At 73.3% G+C, this 14,487-nt stretch carries 11 protein-coding genes; 7 read left to right on the plus strand and 4 right to left on the minus strand.

Annotated elements, in window-relative coordinates; genetic code table 11:
* The first annotated feature begins 7 nt into the window (after nucleotides 1–7).
* On the plus strand, nucleotides 8–1,978 hold the full coding sequence (locus V6U90_RS21205; RefSeq protein WP_334439467.1) for an acetoacetate--CoA ligase: 1,971 nt from the start codon (nucleotides 8–10) through the stop codon (nucleotides 1,976–1,978).
* Nucleotides 1,979–2,146: 168 nt separating this feature from the next.
* Here the strand turns inward: V6U90_RS21205 and V6U90_RS21210 are convergent, their stop codons facing one another.
* Nucleotides 2,147–2,857 carry a TIGR03089 family protein gene (locus tag V6U90_RS21210; RefSeq protein ID WP_334439367.1) on the minus strand — a complete coding sequence of 237 codons (711 nt, stop codon included), beginning with the start codon at nucleotides 2,855–2,857 and terminating at the stop codon, nucleotides 2,147–2,149.
* Between the two features lie 149 nt (nucleotides 2,858–3,006).
* On the opposite strand from V6U90_RS21210, the gene V6U90_RS21215 reads away from it, so the two are divergent.
* Nucleotides 3,007–4,167: a glycosyltransferase family 4 protein gene (locus V6U90_RS21215; RefSeq protein ID WP_334439370.1), complete on the plus strand. Its 1,161-nt coding sequence runs from the start codon at nucleotides 3,007–3,009 to the stop codon at nucleotides 4,165–4,167.
* A 59-nt stretch (nucleotides 4,168–4,226) separates the two neighbouring features.
* Entirely contained in the window at nucleotides 4,227–5,327 is a 1,101-nt protein-coding gene (locus V6U90_RS21220; protein ID WP_334439372.1) for a mannose-1-phosphate guanylyltransferase, read from the plus strand.
* Here V6U90_RS21220 and V6U90_RS21225 read toward each other — a convergent pair.
* Nucleotides 5,296–5,898: an NUDIX hydrolase gene (locus V6U90_RS21225; protein ID WP_334439469.1), complete on the minus strand. Its 603-nt coding sequence runs from the start codon at nucleotides 5,896–5,898 to the stop codon at nucleotides 5,296–5,298. The genes V6U90_RS21220 and V6U90_RS21225 overlap by 32 nt on opposite strands.
* Before the next feature lie 95 nt (nucleotides 5,899–5,993).
* On the opposite strand from V6U90_RS21225, the gene V6U90_RS21230 reads away from it, so the two are divergent.
* On the plus strand, nucleotides 5,994–7,031 hold the full coding sequence (locus V6U90_RS21230; RefSeq protein WP_334439376.1) for a hypothetical protein: 1,038 nt from the start codon (nucleotides 5,994–5,996) through the stop codon (nucleotides 7,029–7,031).
* A gap of 345 nt (nucleotides 7,032–7,376) precedes the next feature.
* On the plus strand, nucleotides 7,377–8,372 hold the full coding sequence (locus tag V6U90_RS21235; protein WP_334439379.1) for an ArsR/SmtB family transcription factor: 996 nt from the start codon (nucleotides 7,377–7,379) through the stop codon (nucleotides 8,370–8,372).
* 48 nt (nucleotides 8,373–8,420) lie between these two features.
* On the opposite strand, the gene V6U90_RS21240 is transcribed toward V6U90_RS21235, so the two are convergent.
* Together V6U90_RS21240 and cofD are read right to left on the minus strand one after the other, a co-directional pair.
* Nucleotides 8,421–9,512, minus strand: a complete 1,092-nt coding sequence (locus V6U90_RS21240) for a coenzyme F420-0:L-glutamate ligase (protein ID WP_334439382.1) — start codon at nucleotides 9,510–9,512, stop codon at nucleotides 8,421–8,423.
* A 13-nt stretch (nucleotides 9,513–9,525) separates the two neighbouring features.
* Complete coding sequence (gene cofD / locus V6U90_RS21245) at nucleotides 9,526–10,494, minus strand: 2-phospho-L-lactate transferase (RefSeq protein ID WP_334439385.1); 969 nt, start codon at nucleotides 10,492–10,494, stop codon at nucleotides 9,526–9,528.
* A 97-nt stretch (nucleotides 10,495–10,591) separates the two neighbouring features.
* Here cofD and V6U90_RS21250 point away from each other — a divergent pair, with 97 nt between their 5' ends.
* The gene (locus tag V6U90_RS21250; RefSeq protein ID WP_334439387.1) at nucleotides 10,592–11,647 is read left to right on the plus strand and encodes a hypothetical protein; all 1,056 of its coding nucleotides are present in this window, start codon (nucleotides 10,592–10,594) and stop codon (nucleotides 11,645–11,647) included.
* A 162-nt stretch (nucleotides 11,648–11,809) separates the two neighbouring features.
* Complete coding sequence (locus V6U90_RS21255; RefSeq protein ID WP_334439390.1) at nucleotides 11,810–14,350, plus strand: bifunctional FO biosynthesis protein CofGH; 2,541 nt, start codon at nucleotides 11,810–11,812, stop codon at nucleotides 14,348–14,350.
* The last annotated feature ends 137 nt before the right edge of the window (nucleotides 14,351–14,487 follow it).

Genomic DNA, 14,487 nt, shown 5'->3' on the forward strand with positions numbered 1-14,487 from the left:
TATGACAGTGGGTGACGTGCTCTGGGCGCCGCCGGCAGACGTATGCGAAATGTCCCGGATCGGTGACTATCTGCGTTGGCTACGTGCGGAGCGGGGGCTGGACTTCGCCGACTACGACAGCCTCTGGCAGTGGTCGGTGACCGACCTGGACGCCTTCTGGCGCTCGGTCTGGGACTACTTCGCGGTCATCGCGCACACCCCGCCGACCGCGACCCTGGCCGACCGGGCGATGCCGGGCGCCCGCTGGTTCCCCGGTGCCACCCTCAACTACGCCGAGCACGTGCTGCGGATGCCCGGTCTGGCCGACGACGACCCGGTGGTGATCGCCCACAGCCAGACCCGGGGGCCGGTCACCCTTACCGCCGCCGAGCTGCGTGAGCAGGTCCGTCGGGTGGCGGCCGGGCTGCGTCGGCTCGGTGTCGGTCCCGGGGACCGGGTCGCCGCGTACGCACCGAACATCCCGGAGACCTTCGTTCTGCTGCTGGCCACGGCCAGTCTCGGCGCGATCTTCTCCTCCTGCGCGCCGGAGTTCGGCACCCGCAGCGTCACCGACCGCTGGCAGCAGATCGAGCCGACGGTACTGGTCGCGGTGGACGGCTACCGGTACGGCGAAAAGGCGGTGGACCGGCGGTCCGAGGTGGCGGCGATCCGGGCGGCCCTGCCCTCACTGACGCACACCGTGCAGCTGGGCTACCTGAACCCGGCCGCCCCGCCGGCCGACGGGGCGCTCGGCTGGGCCGAGCTGGCCGCCGACACCGACGAGCCGCTCACCTTCAATCCGGTTCCCTTCGACCATCCGCTCTACGTGCTCTACTCCTCCGGTACCACAGGGTTGCCCAAGCCGATCGTGCACGGGCACGGGGGCATCCTGCTGGAACACCTGAAGATGCTCGCCCTGCACCACGACCTCGGCCCCGGCGACCGGTTCTTCTGGTTCACCACCACCGGCTGGATGATGTGGAACTTCCTGGTCTCCGGCCCGGCGGTGGGCGCGGCGATCGTGCTGTTCGACGGCAACCCGGGCCACCCGGACCTGGGGGCGCTCTGGCGGCTGGCCGCCGAGACCGGCACCACCTACTTCGGTACCTCGGCGCCGTTCCTGCTGGCCTGCCGCAAGGCCGAGCTGCGGCCGAGGGAGATCGCCGACCTCAGTGCGCTGCGCGGGGTCGGCTCGACCGGTGCGCCGCTGCCGGCCGAGGGCTTCACCTGGGTCTACGAGGCGGTCGGTGACCATCTTCAGCTCCAGTCGCTCTCCGGCGGGACCGACGTCTGCACCGGGTTCGTCGGCGGCGTACCGCTGCTGCCGGTGCACGCCGGCGAGATCGCCTGCCGGGCGCTGGGGGCGAAGGTGGAGGCCCGCTCGGCGGACGGCACTCCGGTCATCGACCAGCTTGGCGAGCTGGTGATCACCGAGCCGATGCCGAGCATGCCGGTCGGGTTCTGGAACGACCCGGACGGCCGCCGCTACCGGGAGGCGTACTTCGACGTCTACCCGGGCGTGTGGCGGCACGGCGACTGGATCACCGTCAACTCCCGGGGCGGTTGCGTCATCACCGGCCGCTCCGACGCCACCCTCAACCGGGGCGGGGTACGCCTCGGCACCGCCGAGTTCTACTCCGTGGTCGAAGGGCTGGACGAGGTGGTCGACTCGGTGGTCGTCCACCTGGAGGACAACGAGGGCGGTGCCGGTGAGCTGCTGCTCTTCGTGGTGCTCGCCGAAGGGCTGGAACTGGACGACGCACTGCGGAAGAAGATCTGCCGGGAGCTGCGGACCGCCCTGTCGCCCCGGCACGTGCCGGACGACATCCACCAGGTGCGGGCGGTGCCGCGCACCCTGTCGGCCAAGAAGCTGGAGGTACCGGTGAAGAAAATCCTCACCGGCACCCCGGTGGAGTCGGCGGCGGCGACCGGCGCCCTGGCCAACCCGGAGTCGCTGGCCGCCTTCGCCCGGTTCGCCGATGGCCGCGCCGTGCACTGATCCGCCCCGCCCAACCCGCCCCGCCCCCGTCACGCCCCCGCCCCCCGCGTCACGGCCCCGCCCCCCGCCACGGTCGATCATGGAGTTGTGGTGCCCCGCAAAAGCGGCATAACCAGATCAGATCCCCACCACAAGTCCATGATCGACGGCTAGGTGGGTGGGGGGCGGTCAGGTCAGCGAGACGGTGACCTTTTCGGTGGTGACCCGGTCCGCCAGCCGGGCCGGGTCAGGCCGCCCGCAGAGCACCACGCTCGCCCCGACGACCAGCGGCGCGAGCAGCCAGTCCACCGGGTCGGGGTGCCGGTCCGCGTCGACGAGCACCCGGTCCCCGGCGCCGATCCCCAGCTCCGCGCCCCGCCGGGCCGCCCGGGCCAGCAGCTCCGCGTCCTGCGGCCCGCCGCCCGGGTACGCCCCGAAGTGGTCGCCCTGCCCACGTACCTCGGCGATGTAGTCGACGAAGCCGGCCGGTACCTCGCGCAGCGGCAGCCCGAGCGGGGCCAGACCGAGCACGTACCGCTCGCCGGCCGGCCAGTCGGCCGCCTCGCCCACCCGGTCCACCCCGGTGAAGAGCACCTCGACGGGCGCCGTCGGCCCCTGGACCACCGTCGGCCCCTGGACCACCGCCGCCCCGACCGACCAGCAGCCGAGGAGGACCGCCGCGGTCTGCCAGTGCGGCGGCAGCAACACGCCGACCGGATCACCGGGCGCGACGGCTGCGTCGTCGACGAGCAGGTTTGCGGTCTTGGCGACCCAGTTGGCGCAGGTCGCCCCGGACAGCTCGGTCCGCTCGCCGGTGGCATCGTCGTACCAGGTCAGCAGGGGTCGGGTCGGGTCCGTCGCGACCGCGTCGGCGAACACCCGGGCAATGTTCTCGGCCATCGCGGGAACGATACGCCCCGCCGGGCCGGCTCGATGACAGCGGAAAAGCGGCGTACGGTCGGGTCGCAGTCACCGCTGCCGCCCCGGCTCGGCGTAGGCTTGCCCGGAGTGTTGTTCCCCACAGTTCCAGCCATTTGAGGAGTTGCCCCGTGACCGCCGGCCGCCCGCCCCGCGTGCTCATCGACGCCACGAGTGTCCCCGCCGATCGCGGTGGCGTCGGTAGATACGTCGATGGCCTGCTCGGTGCGCTGGGCAGGATCATCGGCTCGGAGCTGGACCTGGCCGTGGTCAGTCTCCGGACCGATGCCGAGCGGTACGCGCGGATGCTGCCGGCGGCCGAGGTGGTCGCCGCCCCGGCGGCGGTGGCGCACCGGCCGGCCCGGCTCGCCTGGGAACAGACCGGCCTGCCGATGCTCGCCCAGCAGCTCGCGGTGGACGTGCTGCACTCGCCCTTCTACACCTGCCCGCTGCGGGCCGGCTGCCCGGTCACGGTGACGGTGCACGACGCGACCTTCTTCACCGAGCCGGAGCACTACGACAAGTCCCGCCGCACCTTCTTCCGCAGCGCCATCAAGACCTCGCTGCGCCGCGCCGACCGGGTGATCGTGCCGAGCAAGGCCACGCGGGACGAGCTGATCCGGCTGCTCGATGCCGATCCGACCCGGATCGACGTCGCCTACCACGGCGTCGACCAGGCGGCGTTCCACGCGCCCACCGAGGAGGAGAAGGCCCGGGTACGCGCCCGACTCGGCCTCGGCGACGGCAGCTACCTCGCCTTCCTCGGTGCCAAGGAGCCGCGCAAGAACGTGCCCAACCTGATCCGCGGCTGGGCCCGGGCGGTGGCCGACCGGCCCAACCCGCCTGCCCTGGTGGTCGCCGGTGGGCAGGGGCACGACGACGACATCGACAAGGCGGTGGCCGAGGTCCCCGCCCACCTGCGGCTGCTCCGCCCCGGCTACCTGCGCTACGCCGACCTGCCCGGGTTCCTCGGTGGTGCGCTGATCGCCGCCTACCCCTCCTACGGTGAGGGGTTCGGCCTGCCGATCCTGGAGGCGATGGCCTGCGCCGCCCCGGTGCTCACCACGCCCCGGCTCTCCCTGCCCGAGGTGGGCGGCGACGCCGTCGCCTACACCAGCGAGGACCCGGACCAGATCGCCGCCGACCTGGCCGCGCTCCTCGACGACGAGCCGCGCCGGTTGGCCCTGGCCAAGGCCGGCTTCGACCGGGCCAAGGAGTTCACCTGGGAGTCCAGCGCCGAGGTGCACCTGGCCGCGTGGACCCGGGCCCGCGACCGTCGGTCCGTCGACTGACCGGCGGGCCGGCCGCGCAACCACGGTCCGTCCCGTGCCGGTTCGGGCATGATGTGCTGATGCTCTTCGCCGTGATTCCGGCGGGTGGCAGCGGCACCCGGTTGTGGCCGCTGTCCCGTGCCGGTCATCCCAAGTTCCTCCACCCGTTGACCGGCACCGCCCGGTCGTTGCTCCAGGCGACGGTCGACCGGCTGGCGCCACTGACCACGCCGGACCACACACTGGTGGTGACCGGGGCCGCGCACGTCGCGGCGGTCGCCCGTCAGCTCACCGGTCTGCCGGAGGAGAACATCCTGGTGGAGCCCTCGCCCCGGGACTCCTGCGCGGCCATCGCGCTGGCCGCTGCGGTGATCGCCCTGCGTGAGCCGGACGCGGTGATGGGTTCGTTCGCGGCCGACCACCTGATCGGTGACCCGGCCCGGTGGGCGGAGACCGTCCGGGAGGCGGTCCGAGGCGCTGAGCAGGGCCTGCTGATGACGGTCGGCATCACCCCGACCCGGGCCGAGACGGGCTACGGGTACCTGGAGTGCGGCGATCCGGCCGGTGACGGGTCGATGCGGCCGGTGACCGAGTTCAAGGAGAAGCCGGCCGCCGAGGTCGCCGAGACGTACCTCCGCTCGGGGCGGCACCTCTGGAACGCCAGCATGTTCGTCTGGCGGGTGGACGTCTTCCTCGCCGAGCTGGCCCGGCAGCAGCCTGCGCTGCACGCCGGGGTGACCGCCATCGCCGCAGCCTGGGGGCGACCGGAGCAGGACGACGTGCTCGGTACGGTCTGGCCGACCCTGCCGAAGATCTCGGTGGACTACGCGGTGATGGAGGGCGCGGCGGCGGCCGGCCGGGTGGCCACCGTCCCCGGCGACTTCGGCTGGAACGACGTGGGCGACTTCCACACCCTCGGTGAGGTGCTCCCGGCCGACCCTGCCGGCAACGTGGTGCTGGGTGCCGGTGACGACGGGGAGAAGCCGGGGGTGCTGCTGCGGGACAGCAGCGGCCTGGTGGTGGTGCCGCAGTCGGGGCGGCTGGTGGCCACCGTCGGCGTACACGACCTGATCGTGGTGGACACCCCGGACGCGGTGCTGGTCTGCCCGCGCGACCGCGCCCAGGACGTCAAGCAGCTCGTCGACGAGCTCAAGGAACGCGGCGAAGAGGGCTACGTCTGAGCGCGGCCAGGGCCGGGGCGACGAGCTGCCGGGTGCCGCCAGCCAGCGGTTCGGGCAGCTCGTCCGGCGGGAACCAGCCGAGGGCCGTCGACTCGGCGCTGACCCGCTCCACCGCCCCGGCCGGGGCCAGCACCGCGAACCGGACGTCGTAGTGCAGCGAGTCGCCCTGGCAGGCGACCGGATGGATGTCCACGTCGATCGGTACCGGGTCGATCCGCAGACCCTCGATGCCGGACTCCTCGGTCGCCTCGCGCAGAGCGGCACCGGCCAGCGTGCGGTCCCCCGGCTCGCAGTGCCCGCCGAGCTGTACCCAGCGGTGGAACTTGCCGTGCAGGCAGAGCAGTACCCGGTCGCCGCCCGGGTCGAGGACCAGCGCGCTGGCGGTGACGTGACCGGGGCGGTGGGCCCGGGTGACCGCGACCGGCCCGGCGGCCAGCAGCGCCAGGGTGCGGTCCCGGGCGTCGGCGGCGGCCGGGCCGGTCGGTGTCCAACCGGTCAGCAGCGCGGTGACGTCGGCGTGCAGGGCGGCGGTGTGCCCCGGGTCGGACTGCGGGGCTCCGCCGGTCGGGATACCGGTGTGCGGGGCGGTGAGCTGCGGGGATTCGGAGCGTGGGACTTCGGACACCCGGCCCACTCTATTTGGTGCCGCTCCGTACGCTCTGCCGCATGACACCCCGACTGGTCGAGTTCCTGGTGGCCGGCAACGAGGCCAGTGACCTCCTGCCGGTGCGTTCGGAAGCACTGCTCGCCGCTCGGGACGCCCGGCGCGGATTCTGGACGGTACTCGACGAGGGGCCGGTCGAGTCCTGCCTCGCCCTGCTGCTGGAACGGACCGACGGAAGCTGGGTGGCGGAGCACGTGGTCGCCGACGCGGGCCCGGAGAACGGGCGCACCGAGGACGGGGAGGCGCTGGCCTACGCGGACGGCTGGGTCTATGTGGTGGGCTCGCACTTCGGCTCCAAGGCGGGGCCGTTGCGCCCCCGGCGGGCGTTCGTCGCCCGCTTCCGGGAGGACGACGCGATCGGCCCGGTGCTGCCGGTCCAGGTGGTCCGCAACCAGTTCCGGCTGCACCGGGCGGTCAACGACGCGCTGGCCACCGCCGCGCTGACCGCACTGCCGCCCGGCGACCGGGTCCGTAGCAGGTTCATCGTGGAGACCGTGGCCCGGGGAACCGCCCGGGAGAAGCGTTGGGTGAGCCGGCTCGCCGAGGGTGACCTGCCGCTGAACGTGGAGGCGGCGGCGTTCACCCCGACCGGCACCGTGCTGCTCGGGCTGCGGTTCCCGGTTACCGGGGAGGGCGAGCCGATCCTGGTGGAGGTGGCCGGCCTGCCCGGGATGTTCGACGACCGGACGTGGCCGACGGTGCGGCGCGCGTACGCCCTGACCGGGGTGACGCCGCCGGGCGAACTGGCCGGCTTCCGGGCCCTGGCGCCCGACGGTGCCGGCGGGTACGACGCGGTGATCGGCTCGATCGACGCCCTGAGCAAGGGCTCCGTACTCCTCGACGACCATCCGGCCGGCGGGGCGGTCACCTCCCGGCACGTCCGGTTCCGGTTGCCGGCCGACCCGGACGTCCACCTGGTCACCGGCGAGCTGGTTGCCGACCTCGCGCCCTGGCACCACGTGGAGGGTCTGGCCGGGTCACAGGGGCGGTGGTTCTACGTCACTGACGAGGCGCACCGGATCGCCCTCTGGGCCGCCTGACCGCCTGACCGCAGGACCGGCACGTCTTCCCGGTGTGGCCGGACCCGGTGAGCACGACCGCTCGGCGCTGACCGGGGCCGACGCCGGGCGGCGACCCCCGCGGAACACTGGCCGCGGACCCTCGTGGTGGCCGCCCGGGCGCCGGTATCCTCCCTGATCCCGGTGCCGCGTGCCGGACCCGTTTCGTACAGGCGTCCGGCCCGATTCGGGCATGACGAGAATGCCCGCCGGCCCTGTCGGCCGTCGAGGTATTTCAGTCTCGGCTTAAAAATCGAGCTGTTGCCGCCGGGTAAAGTGCAGACGAGTGGCCGGTATCCCCGCTGCCGGTCGCCACGGGAGCGCTCCATGCTGAAAATCCTCTTCTCCGGCGACGACATCGCCCGGACCCGGGTGGCCCCCGCCCCGGATCCGCTCTGGGAGCTGGCCCTCAGCCTGCACCTGCTCCAGGGCCGGGGCCGCTACCCCCTGATGGCCGGCTGGCAGCGTACCGTCTCGCAACGGCTCCGCCGCGAGGTCGGCCTCGACCAGCTCCGGCTGCTCTTCGCGCTGAACCGGCCCCGGGGCTACTTCCCGGACTTTCTCACCCCCATCGAGGGACTGCACGGCCTCGACGCCGGACTGGAGGCGGTCCGCGCCACCCCGGTCTCCGCTCTGCACCGTGACCTCACCGTGCTGGCCGGCGAGACCGCTCTGCCGTCGTGGGCGGGTGCCCTGGCCCGGGGTGACGGGGAGACGTTGGACCAGCTCGTCGACTCGATGCGCCGGTACGAGTCGATCGCCATCGGCCCGTACCGGTCGCACATCCGGGCCGCCGTCGAGGCCGACCGCAACCGGCGGGCCCGGGCCCTGCTCGACGGTGGTGCCGAAGGGCTGCTCGCCAGCCTGCGGCCACAGCTGCGCTGGGAGTCCGGGGTACTGGAGGTGCGCGACTACCCGAGGCAGCGGGAACTGCACCTGGGCGGCCGGGGACTGCTGCTGGTGCCGTCGTTCTTCTGCGGCCGTACCCCGGTCGCGCTGTTCGACGAGGCGCTGCCCCCGGTCCTGGTCTATCCGGTGGACCGGTTGGGTGGGCTGACCGGCCCGGGCACCGCCGACGGTCGCGCCACGCCCGACCGGCGGGCGCTCGCCGCCCTGCTCGGCCGGACCAGAGCGGCGGTGCTGGAGGTCACCGACGCCGGCTGCACCACCGGCGAGCTGGCCCGCCGGCTGCGGATCTCGCCGGCCGCCGCCAGCCAGCACACCACCGTGCTGCGCAACGCCGGACTGCTGGTCAGCCAACGGGAACGGAACACCGTGCTGCACACCCTGACGCCGCTGGGCCGGGCGATGCTCAACCGTTGACCACCCTCGGCGGCCAGCGCCAGCGCCGGTGCCGCTGCCGGCGGAGGGTCAGACCGCGACGACCGCGTCCGCCGCCGTGCCGGGCGGCGGTGGCAGCAGCACCGACGGTACGCCCTGCGCGGCCAGCGCCGCCCTGAGCCGGTGCACGTCGGTGCCGAGGCGGATCCCGGCGAACGGGTCGCCGGCCGGTGCGGTGGACCGGCAGAGCACCCCACCGGTCGCCCCGGTGGGCCAGTCGGGGATCGATTCGGCCAGTTCGGCGGGTACCCGATCGCCGGTGACCAGGGTGAATTCGGTGTCCGGCCGGACGGCGTCGCGCACCGCGGCGATCGCCCGGCCGACTGCGGCCGGATCGGCGGGGTCCGGGCCGATCGTGTCGCCCAGCGTCGCGGCGGCCAGCAGGCCGGCGGACCGCGCCTCGGCTGTCCCGAGCGCGAAGAGGTCCTGGGCGGGATCCCGCACCAGGGCGACCGCGCCCGGCCCGTCCTCCTCGTCCGGCACGGTGAGGTAACCACGGACCACCGCCACCGGAACCTGGTCGCACTTGCCCTTGACCAGCTCACCGGCCCCGGCCAGCTCGTCCACCACCGCCATCTGGGTGATGTGCAGTTCGTTGCCGTACGGGTCGACCTCGCCCCGGTGATCCCGGATCGGCGCCATCCCGGCGACCCCGAGTGCCACGTCGGTCAGCCCGTTGCGCCACGGGCGGCCCATGGTGTCCGAGACGATCACCGCCACGTCCACTCCGTACCGTTCGCCGAGGGCGGCCCGCAGCGAGCGGGCGGAGGCATCCGGGTCCTTGGGGAGCAGCACCAGCCGGGACCGGTTCACGTTCGACGCGTCGATCCCGGCGGCGGCCATCACGAAGCCGTGGTGGGTCTGCACGATCCGGGTCGCGCCCCGGGCCGCCACCGGTCGCGCGGTCTCGGCGGCCAGGACCTCCTCCCGGGCGGCCAGCCGCTCCGGCCCGTCCACCGGGATCTCGACGAGCTGTCCCTCCGCCTTCGAGACGATCTTGCTGGTGACCACCAGCACGTCGCCGTCGCGCAGCCACGGTGCGGCCGTGCCGATCAGCCCGGCCAGATCGTCACCGGGGGACACGTCACCGATGCCGGACACCGGCAGGATCTCCAACCTCATGCCATCCTCCCCGTCACGACCGTCGCCCGGTCGACCCGGCCACCTCGACGGCGGCCCGGACCATCGCCACGGTGGCGTCGGGGTCCGTCATCCACAGCGGTACCGCCCGTACCGTCACGTCCGCGACCACGGCCCCGGCGTCGGTGGTGTCGACCAGCCAGCCGTCGAGCAGGCCACCGGCGGACCGCCCGCCGTACAGCCCGCCCACGCCGGCCGCGCTGCACTCCACGCCCACCACCGCGAGGCAGCGGTCCGCCATGCCGCGCACCGGGGCGCCACCGATCACCGGTGAGACCCCGACCACCGGGGCCGGCGTACCGGTCACCGCCTCCCGCAGCCCCGGCACCGCCAGGATCGGCGCCACGCTCACCACCGGGTTGCTCGGGGCGATCAGTACCAGGTCTGCCGAGCCGAGCGCGTCGAGCACCCCGGGTGCCGGTTTCGCCGCGTCGGCGCCGACGAAGACGAACCGGTGGGTGGGCAGCCCGGCCCGGTGGCGTATCCACCACTCCTGGAAGTGGATCGCCCGTTGGGCGCCGTCGACCTCGACCACCGCGTGGGTCTCCAGCCGGTCGTCGGTCGCCGGGAGCAGGTGCACGCCGGGCTGCCAGCGGGTGGCCAGGGCCTCGGTCACCGCGGAGAGCGGATAGCCGGCGTTGAGCATCGTGCTGCGTACCAGATGCGTGGCGACGTCCCGGTCACCGAGCCCGAACCAGGTGGGCTCGGCGCCGTACGCGGCCAGCTCCTCCTTGACCGTCCAGGTCTCCCCGGCCCGGCCCCAGCCGCGTTCCGGGTCGGCGCCCCCGCCGAGGGTGTACATCACGCTGTCCAGGTCGGGGCAGACCCGTAGGCCGTGCAGGAGCAGATCGTCGCCGACGTTCACCACGGCGGTGACGTCCGCGCCGACCTCGCGGGCGTACGCCCGGACGCCGAGCAGGAACCGGGCGCCGCCGATACCGCCGGCCAGTACCACGATGCGCATCCGACCATCCTCGCGTATACGGCACGACGGATGCGTTCGTGGCCCGGGAGACTAGGCTCACGTCGCAACTGTCCGCCTTCGCCCCAGGGGGAGTTCTTTGACCAGCCAGCCCGAGCCCACACCACCGGAAACGCCGCAGGCCAGCGAGATCACCAGACCACTGCGTGACCTCACGGCCCTGGTGCTCGTCGGGGCGAACGCCCTGCTGCTCTTCGTCGGCCTGCTCCGGCTGCTCGTGCCGCTGTCGGACTACAGCAGCTGGACCGGCCGGGCCAGTGCCCAGTTCTACTCCTTCGTCGGCATCGAGGCGATCGTGCTGCCGCTGCTGGCGGTGCTGCTCGTCACGCACGTGTCGCCGCCCAGTCCCCGGGCGAAGCAGATCACCCTGGTCGCGCTCGTCGAGTACGCGGTCGGCGCATTCTTCGGTGTCATCACCTTCCTGGTCGCCACCGTCGGCCGGCTCGCCGAGGCAGCGGTGGGCGACGCCCTGCTCAGCATGCTGACCCGGGTCGCCTACCTGGCGCTCTTCGCGGTCGCGGCGTTCGTGGTCTACCGGATCTGGCGGACGCTCTACTACGTGCCCAAGCCGAAGCCCCAGCCCGGTGTGTACGGCCACCCGCAGCCCGGCTACCCCCAGCAGGGTTACCCGCAGGGCTACCCCCCGCCGGGCTACCCGCAGCAGCAGCAGCCCGGCTACCCGGGCGGCCAACCCGGGTACCCGCCGCCGGCCGGCTACGGCCAGCCCCCGTACGGCCAGCCCGCCCCGGGTCAGTCCCCGTACGGCGTACCCGCTCCGCAGTCGGCCCCGCCCGCACCCGGCGCGGCGCCGCAGTCCGCGCCCCCGGCCGGCTCGTTCACCCCGGCGCCACCGTTCGGGCCGCCCCCCGGCACCGGTTCGGCGCCGGCCGAGCCGACCCAGGTGGTGCCCCGCCCCGCCGAGGACGGCGGCGACCGTACCCAGGTGGTGCCCCGGCCCGCCGAGGACGGCGGCGACCGTACCCAGGTGGTGCCCCGGCCCGCCGAGGACGGCGGCGACCGTACCCAGGTGGTGCCCCGGCCCGCCGAGGACGGCGGCGACCGTACCCAGGTGGTGCCCCGGCCCGCCGAGGACGGCGGCGACCGTACCCAGGTCATCAACCCCCCGAAGGACTAGCTGGGGGGTAAGGAAGGGCCCCTTCTTAACGTTTTCGGTATAGGAAGGGGCCCTTCTTAACACCCTGCGAGCATTCGGCGTCGAAGCGGCGGATGACCGGTTGCCCGGCCCCGGCACGTGGAGCCCCGCTGGCCGCTCCGTCCCGGTCCTTACACTGCTGGAATGGTCGAGAGCAGCGAATCCGGGCCGACAGCCGCAGCGGTACGGCGCGCACTGCGCCGAGCCGCGGACGGTCGGGCCCTGGACACCGGCGAGGCCGCGGCGCTGCTCGGTGCCCGGGGCGCCGATCTCGACGAGCTGTGCAAGGTCGCCGGGGCGATCCGGGACCACGGGCTGCGGGACGCCGGCCGCCCCGGCGTGGTGACCTTCTCCAAGAAGGTCTTCATCCCGTTGACCCGGCTCTGCCGGGACCGGTGCCACTACTGCACCTTCGCCACGGTGCCGCACCGGCTGCCGGCCGCCTTCCTCGACACCGACGAGGTGTTGGCGATTGCCCGCACCGGTGCCGCCCAGGGCTGCAAGGAGGCGCTGTTCACCCTCGGTGACCGGCCGGAGGAGCGTTGGCCGGCGGCCCGCAACTGGCTCGACGAGCGGGGCTACGGGTCCACCGTGGACTATCTACGGGCCTGCGCCGTCGCGGTGCTGGAGGAGACCGGTCTGCTGCCGCACCTCAACCCGGGGGTGCTCAGCTGGTCGGAGCTGCAACGGCTCAAGCCGGTCGCCCCGAGCATGGGGATGATGCTGGAGACCACGGCCACCCGGTTGTGGTCGGAGCCGGGCGGTCCGCACCACGGTTCCCCGGACAAGGAGCCGGCGGTCCGGTTACGGGTACTCGACGACGCCGGCCGGGTGGGGGTGCCCTTCACGACCGGCATCCTGATCGGCATCGGTGAGACGTACGCCGAGCGGGTCGATTCGATCTTCGCGATCCGTCGGGCGCACCGGGAGTACGGCCACCTCCAGGAAGTCATCGTGCAGAACTTCCGGGCCAAGCCGGACACCGCCATGCGCGGCATGCCCGACGCCGAGCTGCACGATCTTGCTGCGACGGTGGCGGTGGCCCGGGTACTGCTCGGCCCGGGGGTGCGGATCCAGGCGCCGCCGAACCTCATCGAGGGGGAGTTCGACCTCCTGCTGCGGGCCGGGATCGACGACTGGGGCGGGGTCTCCCCGGTCACCCCCGACCATGTCAACCCGGAGCGTCCCTGGCCGCACCTCGACGAGCTGGCCCGGCGTACCGCCGCAGCCGGTTTCACCCTGCGCGAGCGGTTGACCATCTACCCGACGTACGTGCAGCGGGGTGAGCCGTGGCTCGATCCGCGCCTGGCCGGGCACGTCGCGGCGCTCGCCGACCCGGGCACCGGGCTGGCGGTCGAGTCGGCCCGGCCGGTGGGCCGGCGCTGGCAGGAACCGGAGGACGGGTTCGTACCGGGTGGCCGGACGGACCTGCACGTCACCATCGACACCGACGGGCGTAGCGCCGACCGGCGGGGCGACTTCGACAGCGTGTACGGCGACTGGGCGACAGTGGCCGATCGGATCGACCGCCCGGCCGCTGCCCGGTTCAGCGCCCCGGCCGGCGGGGGTGGCTCCGCCGATCCCGAGCTGCGTGCCGGGTTACGGCTGGCGGCCGACGACCCGGCCGCGTTGCTCGATCCCCGGCACCAGGCGGCGGCGCTGGCGCTCTTCGCCGCGGACGGCGCCGAGCTGGAGGAACTCTGCCGGCTGGCCGACGACGTCCGCCGGGACACGGTCGGCGACGACGTGACGTACGTCGTCAACCGCAACATCAACTTCTCCAACGTCTGCTACGTCGGCTGCCGGTTCTGTGCCTTCGCGCAGCGGGAACGGGACGCGGACGCGTACCGGCTCTCGGTGGAGCAGGTCGCCGACCGGGCCGAGGAGGCCTGGCGGACCGGTGCGACCGAGGTCTGCATGCAGGGCGGCATCGATCCGAAGTTGCCGGTGTCGGTCTATCCGGAGCTGGTCCGGGCGATCAAACGACGGGTGCCGGAGCTGCACGTGCACGCGTTCTCCCCGATGGAGATCGTCACGGCGGCGGCGAAGGCGGGTGTCGGGGTCCGGGAATGGCTGACCGAGTTGCGGGACGCCGGTCTGGACACCATTCCCGGTACCGCCGCCGAGATCCTCGACGACGAGGTGCGCTGGGTGCTGACCAAGGGCAAACTGCCCACCGCCGCCTGGGTCGAGGTGGTCAGCACGGCACACGACCTGGGCATCCGGTCCAGCTCGACGATGATGTACGGCCATGTCGACCATCCGGGACAGTGGTTGGCGCATTTCCGGGTGCTCGCCGGGGTGCAGGACGCCACGGGCGGGTTCACCGAGTTCGTGGCACTGCCGTTCGTCCACACGAATGCGCCGATCTATCTCGCCGGCATCGCCCGACCCGGTCCGACCTGGCGGGAGAACCGGGTGGTGCACGCGATGGCCCGGCTGCTGCTGCACGGCCGGATCGCCAACATCCAGTGCTCCTGGGTCAAGCTGGGTGACGAGGGGACCGTGGTGATGCTCCAGGGTGGCTGCAACGATCTGGGCGGCACGCTGATGGAGGAGACCATCTCGCGGATGGCCGGTTCGGCGAACGGTTCGGCGCGTACCGAGGAGCAGTTGCGCCGGATCGCGGTGGCGGCCGGGCGGCCGGCCCGGCAGCGGACCACCGCCTACCGCCGGGTCGGCTGACCCTTCTCCCGGAGCTTCCACAGCGGACGGTCGGCCCGTCCCGCCTGATGGCACCCGCGCCGATCCGGCACTGTCGGGTACCCGACGGAGTCGGGTCCGCTGTCGTACCGCCCGACCGTGGTCGCCGGTTGGTGGCG

The organism is Micromonospora sp. CPCC 206060, assembly GCF_036906895.1.
Taxonomy (GTDB): domain Bacteria; phylum Actinomycetota; class Actinomycetes; order Mycobacteriales; family Micromonosporaceae; genus Micromonospora.

Coding starts and splice junctions, on each gene's coding strand:
- cofD (WP_334439385.1), bottom strand. CDS start 10,494: ATGCGCATCGTGGTACTGGCCGGCGGTATCGGCGGCGCCCGGTTCCTG.
- V6U90_RS21230 (WP_334439376.1), top strand. CDS start 5,994: ATGACACCCCGACTGGTCGAGTTCCTGGTGGCCGGCAACGAGGCCAGT.
- V6U90_RS21235 (WP_334439379.1), top strand. CDS start 7,377: ATGCTGAAAATCCTCTTCTCCGGCGACGACATCGCCCGGACCCGGGTG.
- V6U90_RS21220 (WP_334439372.1), top strand. CDS start 4,227: ATGCTCTTCGCCGTGATTCCGGCGGGTGGCAGCGGCACCCGGTTGTGG.
- V6U90_RS21255 (WP_334439390.1), top strand. CDS start 11,810: ATGGTCGAGAGCAGCGAATCCGGGCCGACAGCCGCAGCGGTACGGCGC.
- V6U90_RS21240 (WP_334439382.1), bottom strand. CDS start 9,512: ATGAGGTTGGAGATCCTGCCGGTGTCCGGCATCGGTGACGTGTCCCCC.
- V6U90_RS21210 (WP_334439367.1), bottom strand. CDS start 2,857: ATGGCCGAGAACATTGCCCGGGTGTTCGCCGACGCGGTCGCGACGGAC.